The following is an 8771-nucleotide window of genomic DNA, read 5'->3' on the forward strand; positions in this document are numbered from 1 at the left end:
GCCGGACGGGTCGGACGGCGAGCCAATACAGCCTGAATCACATCGACGCCAAAACCTTCATCTTGGTACCAAGCACGGAAACGGCCAAGCATAAAGTCGACAACATCGTTGACGGTATTGGCGTTGCTGATTTTGTCTCCGTACAGGCGGACTGCTTCTTCGGTCAGCGTTTGCAGATCAAGTGGCAACTGCTTTTCAACGATGATCCGCAGTGCACCTAAGGCTGCACGGCGCAGGGCAAACGGGTCTTTATCGCCTTTCGGATGTTGTCCGATACCGAAAATACCGGCCAGTGTATCCATTTTGTCGGCTAGCGCGACAGCGCAGGCAACCAGAGACGATGGCAGGGCATCACCGGCAAAGCGCGGCATATACTGCTCGTTTAAGGCAACGGCAACATCTTCAGCTTCACCGTCGTGACGGGCGTAGTGCATGCCCATCACGCCTTGGGTGTCGGTAAATTCAAACACCATGTTGGTCATCAGATCGCACTTTGACAATAAACCGGCACGGCGGGCATGTTCGGTGTTGGCCCCGATTTGCTCGGCGATAAAGCCAGCCATTTGCTCAATACGATCAGTTTTATCACGCAGCGTACCGAGTTGTTGCTGGAACAGTACGGTTTGCAGGCGCGGCAGGCGATCGGCCAGTGTATGTTTGAGGTCAGTCTTGAAGAAGAACTCAGCATCAGACAGACGCGGACGCACCACTTTCTCGTTACCGCTGATGATCTGTTGTGGGTCTTTCGATTCAATGTTGGTCACAAAGATGAAGTGCGGCAGTAATTTGCCCTCTTTGCTGTAGACCGGGAAGTATTTCTGGTCACCTTTCATGGTGTAAACCAGTGCTTCAGCCGGAACAGCAAGGAATTTTTCTTCAAATGTTGCGGTCAGTACTACTGGCCACTCGACCAGTGATGTGACCTCTTCCACTAAGCTGTCTGAAAGATCTGCGATACCACCGAGTTGCTCGGCCGCTTTTTGTGCATCAGCCAAAATAATGGCTTTACGGGTTTGGTAATCCGCAATCACTTTTCCGCGGGTTTCGAGCACCTGTGGGTACTGGTCAGCATTTTCCAGTGTGAACTGTGCTTCGCCCATGAAGCGGTGACCGCGTACGGTGCGGCCAGACGTTACGCCTAAAATTTCACCGGCCACCAGCTCATCACCCAAAAGTAGGGTAACAGTGTGAACTGGGCGGATAAAAGAGATGCTCTTATCTGCCCAGCGCATAGGTTTTGGCATCGGCAGTTTTGCCAGCGCACTGGCAACCATATCACCGAGTAATTCATTCGCAGGGCGACCAGCTACAACAGCACGGTGCAGCAACCATTCACCTTTATCGGTGACCATACGCTCGGCTTGTTCAACGGTGATCCCGCAGCCGCGTGCCCAGCCTTGGGCCGCTTTGGTTGGCTGGCCTTCAGCATCAAAAGCTTGAGCAATGGCTGGACCACGTTTTTCAATGGACTGATCGGGTTGTGCTTTTTGCAGATCAGCCACTTTCAGGGCTAAACGGCGCGGGGCGGCAAACCAACTGACCGCACCGTGGCCTAAGTTGGCTTTATCCAGCTCGGCGGTGAAGTTGTCAGCAAAGGCTTGTGCCAGTGCGCGCAAAGATTTCGGTGGTAACTCTTCGGTACCGATTTCAACTAGGAATGTTGCTTGGCTCATGATTATTTCGCCCCTTCACGGTGACACATCGGGAAACCGAGGGCTTCGCGGGATGCGTAATAGGCTTCTGCCACGGCTTTGGTCAGTGTACGAATGCGCAGGATATAGCGCTGACGCTCTGTCACTGAAATAGCTTTGCGGGCATCAAGCAAGTTGAAGGTGTGCGCTGCTTTGAGGATGCGCTCATAGGCAGGCAGAGGCAGCGGTTTTTCCAGATTCAGCAGATGCAGTGCTTCTTTCTCATACTGTTCAAAGCAGGTGAACAGGAAATCAACATCGGCGTGTTCGAAGTTGTAGGTAGATTGCTCAACTTCATTCTGGTGGAAAACGTCACCGTAGGTGGTTTTACCCAGCGGGCCATCGCTCCAGACCAGATCGTAGACGCTGTCTACGCCCTGAATGTACATGGCCAGACGCTCAAGACCGTAGGTGATTTCACCAGTAACGGGTTTGCACTCCATACCGCCGACTTGTTGGAAGTAGGTGAACTGAGTGACTTCCATACCGTTGAGCCAGATTTCCCAGCCCAAACCCCATGCACCGAGAGTCGGGTTTTCCCAGTTGTCTTCCACAAAGCGGATATCATGCACCAGAGGATCAAGACCCAGCGCCTTGAGTGAGCCTAAATACAGCTCTTGGATATTCTCAGGAGAGGGCTTGATGATGACCTGAAACTGGTAGTAGTGTTGCAGGCGGTTAGGGTTCTCACCGTAACGACCATCGGTCGGGCGGCGTGAAGGCTGCACGTAAGCGGCGGCAATCGGCTCAGGACCGAGTGCGCGTAGGCAGGTCATCGGGTGCGATGTACCGGCGCCCACTTCCATATCTAAAGGTTGCACGATAGTGCAGCCTTGCTGTGCCCAGTAATCCTGCAGTGTCAGGATCAGGCCTTGAAAGGTTTTAGTATCGAACTTCTGCATAATGGATTGCAAATTCGGTCTTGTTAGGATAAAGGCGTTTAGTATAGCGTTTGCACACCCGATATAGAAAGCACTGATATGGAAACTCGCCGGCTGCGGGTAAAAGCGCGATAGGCTGCACATCAACCAAGGAGCTGTGATGCAACGTTGTGAGTGGGTCAGCGCTGATCTTGAATATCAGCACTACCATGATACGGAGTGGGGTGTGCCCTGTTACGACAGTCGGGCGCTGTTTGAGCTGCTCTGCCTTGAGGGGCAGCAGGCTGGATTATCGTGGATCACGGTACTGAAAAAGCGTACGCACTATCGGGCCTGTTTTTATCAGTTTGATCCGCAACTGATGGCGGCGATGTCAGAAGATCATATCGCGTTATTGTTGACCGACAGTGGGCTGATTCGCCATCGCTTAAAATTACAGGCGTTGGTAAAAAATGCGCGGGCATATCTGGCGATGCAGCAGTGCGGCGAAGATTTCTCGGCGTTTATCTGGTCATTTGTCGGCGGTTTTGTACCGTTATTGCCACCTGATGATCGGGTTGAGACTCCTACCGAAACGGCAGAGTCAAAAGCGCTGAGTCTGGCACTGAAAAAGCGCGGGTTTACCTTTGTTGGCCCGACAATCTGTTATGCGTTTATGCAGGCCGCCGGATTAGTGAATGATCATCAGCAATGCTGTGACTGGCACAGGGCTAAAGCGTCATGATGTAAATGGTACGGCAGGAGGGATTCGGCAGAGTGTAGGCTCTTGGTATCAATATTATACCAATGTTATACCGTACTGATATTCAGACTGCATGGTGGGGTTACACACTTGTTTCCGCAGTATGAAATGGGTAGAATTCGCCTGTTTTCATGCGGGAGGATCTCCCCGCGTGAAGCTCCTTCTGTCATGGGGGAGTAGTCTTTTGTATCTTAGCACTTGTTTGAGTGCGCTGTTTTGATACAGAGCTGTCGTCAACAAGCTTGCCCGAAGGGCATGGCGGCAGCAGCCTCGCTCCACTGAGGTTGACGAGACCTATGGCTAACGACTGTAACCGCAGGGGCGGGGGCAGCGTTATGCCATATGTTTACGTTGGTCCTCGCCCCTTGTGAGTATGTCGTGTCGATAATTGCTACTTCTTTTGCTTCCGTGGCGCTGGCTGAAATGGGCGATAGAACCCAACTGCTGACGTTATTACTGGTGGCACGTTTCCATAAACCGTGGGCTATTCTTGCTGCTATTGTAACGGCAACACTGCTGAACCACTTTGTGGCGGCATGGATTGGGGTTGAGCTGGCCAGCTATATCACGCCTGATATTATGCGCTGGGTAGTGGGTATTGGGTTTTTACTGATGGCCGCTTGGATCTTAATCCCTGATAAAGACAATGGCGAAGTTAAGGGCGGGCACCCGTTCTGGACTTCACTGGTGATCTTTTTTATCGCCGAGATCGGGGATAAAACCCAGATTGCTACCACATTACTGAGTGCCCGCTATGACAGTGTTACACTGGTTCTGATCGGTTCTACGCTGGGTATGGTGGCGGCAAATGCGCCGATGTTGTGGTTTGGTGAGCGGTTAAGCCCGTACATGAAATCTGCTTGGGGACACCGTGCTGCGGCACTGGTTTTTGCCGGGTTGGGTGTGGCTTCATTGCTGGTTTTGTAAGCTGCCCTGCAGTAAATAGGTAATCGAAGATGTCTAAACCCTATCAAACATTAGGTTGATGGGGTTTCTTGCATTAAATGGGTTGCGAAATGCGAGGTGAATTGCTGCAATACGCACGATGAAGCAGGGGCGTGATTCTTAGGGGTCGGTGTTGCTTTTATTCTGCGCAATGATTGGCGCGGTTAATGGATTTTGTAGGTATTTTAATATGAACAAACGTGTAACGAGTTTAATCGGCGCGCTGTGTATTTCGGTTGCGCTGTCGGGTTGTACCACGGTAAATCCGTATACCAATGAGCAGCAAACCGCCAAGGGCACGACCGGTTCTTTACTGGGTGCCGCAGCGGGTGCTCTGATTGGTGTGGCCTCTTCCTCGAAAAAAGATCGCGGTAAAGGTGCACTGATTGGCGCAGCGGCCGGTGCAGCGCTCGGTGGTGGTATCGGTTACTACATGGATGTGCAAGAAGCGAAGTTGCGTCAGCAACTGCAAGGCACCGGTGTTAGCGTGACGCGTGACGGTAACAACATCGTGCTGAACATGCCAAACAATGTGACTTTTGATACCAACAGCACCAGCTTAAAGCCTGCTGGCATCAACACCCTGAGCGGTGTGGCGATGATCCTCAAAGAGTATGAAAAAACACTGGTTAATGTAGTCGGTTATACTGACAGCACAGGCAAGCGCGCATACAACATGCAGCTGTCTGAGCGTCGTGCACAATCTGTTGCATCCAGCCTGATCACCCAAGGTGTTTCTGGTGCGCGTCTGCGTACTTACGGTGCAGGCCCAGATAGCCCTGTTGCGTCAAACAGCAGCGAAAGCGGCCGTGCACAGAACCGCCGTGTAGAGATTACTCTGAGCCCGATTAACTAAGTTATTGGGTTTTAGCGCGTAAAAAAATGCCGGCATATTCTGTCGGCATTTTTTATGGTGCAGGCTGACACTTAGCAGGTTGCAGCCGTTAGCTGGATCTCAACTTTATATTCGGCATGTGCCAAACGAGCCTGTACACAGGCCCGTACTGGCGCACAACCATGAGGCAGCCACTTATCCCATACTGCATTAAACGCGGCAATATCCTGAATATCTTGCAGGTAAATGGTTGCCATTAGAATATGCGCCTTGCTTGAACCGGCTTTTTGCAGCAATTGTTCAAGGCTGTTTAGCACTTCAAGACTCTGCTGGTGGATATCGGTATCAAGTGTGACCGGTACTTCAACGACATACACAGTGCCATTGTGGATCACAAGATCTGACCAGCGGGTGGTGGTGCCAATACGTTCAATAGTACTCATGCTCTGTTCAGCCTTTTGTGATAAAAAAGTCTATTCGCCTTGTTTGCGGATTAAATACCGGTACGGCAGTACATCGGTATCAGCCTGTAGTAGCTGGTGATCCATAAAACGGCAAAAGCTCGGAATATCGCGAGTTGTTGCCGGATCATCGGCAATAATCAGCAGCGTTTGCCCAGTTTGCATGGTGCGGATGGTTTTGCGCACCATCATCACCGGTTCAGGGCAGCGTAAACCTAGGGCATTGAGCGTGTTATCGGGGTGCTCAAAATCAGAGCTTGGGGTTGTCATACCGCCTCTTTTATACAGCCATCATTCACAGCCACGGTAGGCTGTCATTGTCGTGCGGGGGAAGTCACACCGTGCTCGCGTGCCGCCCGTTTAGACAAACTAGTTTAATGATGAATTTCGCACTCTCCAACCGTTGTTCGAAAAAAATCCGCAAACTGTTAGCTGTGCAATTGCATAAACGGCAATACCCGCTAGGGTAAAGTGATCAACGGTAAAAAGAGGGCGTGGATGATGTTTACTTATCATGATCGGCTGGCTTTGTATGGCGCACTCGGGTTTATTGCCGTCTGCACGCTCTTACTGCAACTGGTGGAAAATCAGTTTCAACTGTTGTCACTTGCCGCGTTAGCACTGCCGATTATCGGTGTGGGGCTAGAGCAGGTGCGCCGCTGGAATATTCAGTAAGCTTTTTAAGCGACTGACTTCTCTGCTACATCGGTTATTTGATAAAACTCTCGGCAATAAAAAACCGCTATTGCAGATCAACAGCGGTTTTTTTGTGGGATAGAAGCCGTCGGATATCCGCAAGGTATGAGGGAAAATTAAACCCGCTCAAACACCGTCGCAATACCCTGACCTAAACCAATACACATGGTAGCCAGCCCAAATTGTGCATCTTTGGCTTCCATTAAATTGATCAGCGTGGTTGAAATTCGTGCCCCTGAGCAGCCTAGCGGATGGCCAAGCGCGATTGCTCCGCCGTTGAGGTTGACCTTATCGTCCATCACCGGTAGTAGCCCCAAATCTTTGGCGCATGGCAGGCTTTGGGCAGCAAATGCCTCATTAAGCTCAATCACCCCCATATCACCGATGTGTAGTCCCGCGCGTTGCAGGGCTTTCTGAGTCGCTGGTACTGGGCCGTATCCCATAATTGAGGGATCACAACCTGCCACCGCCATCGCTCTCACGCGGGCGCGGATAGGCAAGCCTAGCTCACGAGCCTTACTTTCACTCATCATCAGCATTGCAGCAGCACCGTCTGACAGTGCCGAGGATGAACCGGCTGTCACCGTACCGTTAACCGGATCAAAGGCCGGACGCAGCGCTGCCAGTGATTGGACCGTGGTTTCGGGTCGGATAACCTCATCATAATCGAACAGTTTCATTACCCCGTCGGCATCGTGGCCGGCCAGCGGCGCGATTTCTGCCTTAAAGCGCCCCTCTAATGTTGCCTGATGTGCCAATTGGTGTGATCGGGCGGCAAATTCATCTTGCATCTCACGGCTGATACCGTGAATTTTCCCGAGCATCTCGGCAGTTAACCCCATCATACCGGCTGCTTTAGCAACTGATTTTGAAAGCCCCGGATGAAAATCAACCCCATGCGACATCGGAACATGGCCCATATGCTCAACGCCGCCAATCAGAAACACCTCACCATCACCGACCATAATGGCACGCGCGGCATCGTGAATTGCTTGCATCGATGATCCGCACAAACGGTTAACAGTAACGGCCCCAACGGTATGCGGAATACCCGCCAGTAGCGCAGCATTACGGGCAATATTGAACCCTTGCTCTAGCGTTTGCTGCACACAGCCCCAGTAGATATCCTCGATACTGTTTGGATTGAGTTGCGGATTACGTGCCAGCAGGCTGCGCATTAAGTGCGCCGAGAGATCTTCGGCACGAACATGACGAAATGCTCCGCCTTTTGAACGGCCCATCGGGGTACGCAGGCAGTCAACAATAACAACGTTGTTCATGAATTTTTCTCCGTTAGGCCTGCGGCAGGCTGTGGCGTGGATAGTAAGTGTCATTGGTGGCCGCTTTCTCGCGCAGACCGGCAGGCACCTGATACAGCGCACCAAGTTCAGCGAGTGAGTCGGCCAGCGCCACATAATTGCGGCTGCCAAGGCTATCAAGGTAACGACATGCCCCGCCACGGAACGGAGGGAAACCTAAACCGTAAACCAGTGCCATGTCTGCTTCGGCAGGGCTGGCGATAATCCCCTCTTCCAAGCAACGGATCACCTCGTTAATCATCGGGATCATCAGTCGGGCGATAATCTGGTCAGCGGTAAAATCACGCGATTTTGCACACACCGGTGCCAGCAGTGTTGCGGTTACCGCATCGGCCACTTTTTTCGGTTTTCCCTTGGCATCTTGGCTGTATAAATAGAACCCTTTACCGCTTTTTTGCCCGAAGCGCTGCTCGGCAAACATCACATCAACAGCATCACGGTAATCTTTATTCATGCGTTGCGGGAAGCCGGCAGCCATCACTGCTTGAGCGTGGTGTGCAGTATCCATCCCGACCACATCAAGCAGATAAGCAGGGCCCATCGGCCACCCGAACTGTTTTTCCATCACCTTATCGATTTGCTGGAAATCAGCGCCATCGCGTAGCAGCAGGCTGAATCCGGCAAAATAGGGGAACAGTACACGGTTCACGAAAAAGCCAGGGCAGTCATTGACCACAATCGGGGATTTGCCCATTTTGGCGGCATACGCCACCACACGGTTGATGGTCTCATCTGAGGTTTTTGCGCCACGAATAATTTCAACCAGCGGCATACGGTGAACCGGATTAAAAAAGTGCATCCCACAAAAGTTTTGTGGGCGTTGCAGGGCGGCGGCCAAGGTATTGATCGGAATAGTCGAGGTATTTGACGCTAAAATGGCCTCTTCACTGATTAAAGACTCCACCTCGCACAGTACGGCTTGTTTGATTTTTGGGTTTTCAACCACGGCCTCGACAATAATATCGCTGCGGTCAATACCGTCATAACGCAGGCTCGGCGTAATCGATGCCAGCGTTTTGGCCATGCTTAGGCCACTGATTTTTCCACGCTCAAGCTGCTTATCCAGCAACTTCGCCGCTTCGTTCATACCCAGCTCAAGCGATTTTTCACTGATATCCTTCATCAGTACCGGAACGCCTTTGAGCGCCGACTGATAAGCAATACCACCGCCCATAATACCCGCGCCCAATACTGCCGCATG

Annotated in this window: 10 protein-coding genes and 1 riboswitch; of the genes, 4 read left to right on the forward strand and 6 right to left on the reverse strand. The window is 51.8% G+C overall.

What is annotated here, in order from left to right; all coding sequences use genetic code 11:
* Window positions 1-1673, reverse strand: a 1673-nt coding sequence (gene glyS, locus ACRC27_RS09415; RefSeq protein WP_438639762.1) for a glycine--tRNA ligase subunit beta, incomplete at its 3' end; no start/stop codon positions are given.
* A 2-nt stretch (window positions 1674-1675) separates the two neighbouring features.
* The gene (gene glyQ, locus ACRC27_RS09420) at window positions 1676-2593 is read right to left on the reverse strand and encodes a glycine--tRNA ligase subunit alpha (RefSeq protein ID WP_438621810.1); all 918 of its coding nucleotides are present in this window, start codon (window positions 2591-2593) and stop codon (window positions 1676-1678) included.
* A gap of 139 nt (window positions 2594-2732) precedes the next feature.
* Between glyQ and ACRC27_RS09425 the strand changes: the two genes are divergently transcribed.
* From ACRC27_RS09425 to ACRC27_RS09435, 3 genes are all read left to right on the forward strand, one after another.
* The gene (locus ACRC27_RS09425; protein ID WP_438630597.1) at window positions 2733-3296 is read left to right on the forward strand and encodes a DNA-3-methyladenine glycosylase I; all 564 of its coding nucleotides are present in this window, start codon (window positions 2733-2735) and stop codon (window positions 3294-3296) included.
* Window positions 3297-3473: 177 nt separating this feature from the next.
* Window positions 3474-3676, forward strand: a riboswitch (yybP-ykoY riboswitch).
* Between the two features lie 16 nt (window positions 3677-3692).
* A complete protein-coding gene (locus ACRC27_RS09430) occupies window positions 3693-4241 on the forward strand; it encodes a TMEM165/GDT1 family protein (RefSeq protein WP_438621812.1) in 549 nt (182 codons plus the stop codon).
* A gap of 208 nt (window positions 4242-4449) precedes the next feature.
* On the forward strand, window positions 4450-5115 hold the full coding sequence (locus ACRC27_RS09435; protein ID WP_438621813.1) for an OmpA family lipoprotein: 666 nt from the start codon (window positions 4450-4452) through the stop codon (window positions 5113-5115).
* A 71-nt stretch (window positions 5116-5186) separates the two neighbouring features.
* On the opposite strand, the gene ACRC27_RS09440 is transcribed toward ACRC27_RS09435, so the two are convergent.
* Together ACRC27_RS09440 and tusA are read right to left on the reverse strand one after the other, a co-directional pair.
* Entirely contained in the window at window positions 5187-5537 is a 351-nt protein-coding gene (locus tag ACRC27_RS09440; protein ID WP_438621814.1) for a RidA family protein, read from the reverse strand.
* Window positions 5538-5567: 30 nt separating this feature from the next.
* The gene (gene tusA, locus ACRC27_RS09445; RefSeq protein ID WP_438621815.1) at window positions 5568-5825 is read right to left on the reverse strand and encodes a sulfurtransferase TusA; all 258 of its coding nucleotides are present in this window, start codon (window positions 5823-5825) and stop codon (window positions 5568-5570) included.
* Between the two features lie 228 nt (window positions 5826-6053).
* On the opposite strand from tusA, the gene ACRC27_RS09450 reads away from it, so the two are divergent.
* Complete coding sequence (locus ACRC27_RS09450) at window positions 6054-6230, forward strand: hypothetical protein (RefSeq protein WP_438621816.1); 177 nt, start codon at window positions 6054-6056, stop codon at window positions 6228-6230.
* Window positions 6231-6367: 137 nt separating this feature from the next.
* Here the strand turns inward: ACRC27_RS09450 and fadA are convergent, their stop codons facing one another.
* Window positions 6368-7531, reverse strand: coding sequence for an acetyl-CoA C-acyltransferase FadA (fadA, locus tag ACRC27_RS09455; RefSeq protein WP_438630599.1), 1164 nt, complete (start codon window positions 7529-7531; stop codon window positions 6368-6370).
* Window positions 7532-7544: 13 nt separating this feature from the next.
* Window positions 7545-8771, reverse strand: a 1227-nt coding sequence (locus ACRC27_RS09460) for a 3-hydroxyacyl-CoA dehydrogenase NAD-binding domain-containing protein (protein ID WP_438639763.1), incomplete at its 5' end; no start/stop codon positions are given.

The organism is Plesiomonas sp., from assembly GCF_051650925.1.
In the GTDB taxonomy this organism is placed as follows: domain Bacteria; phylum Pseudomonadota; class Gammaproteobacteria; order Enterobacterales; family CAMTGL01; genus Plesiomonas.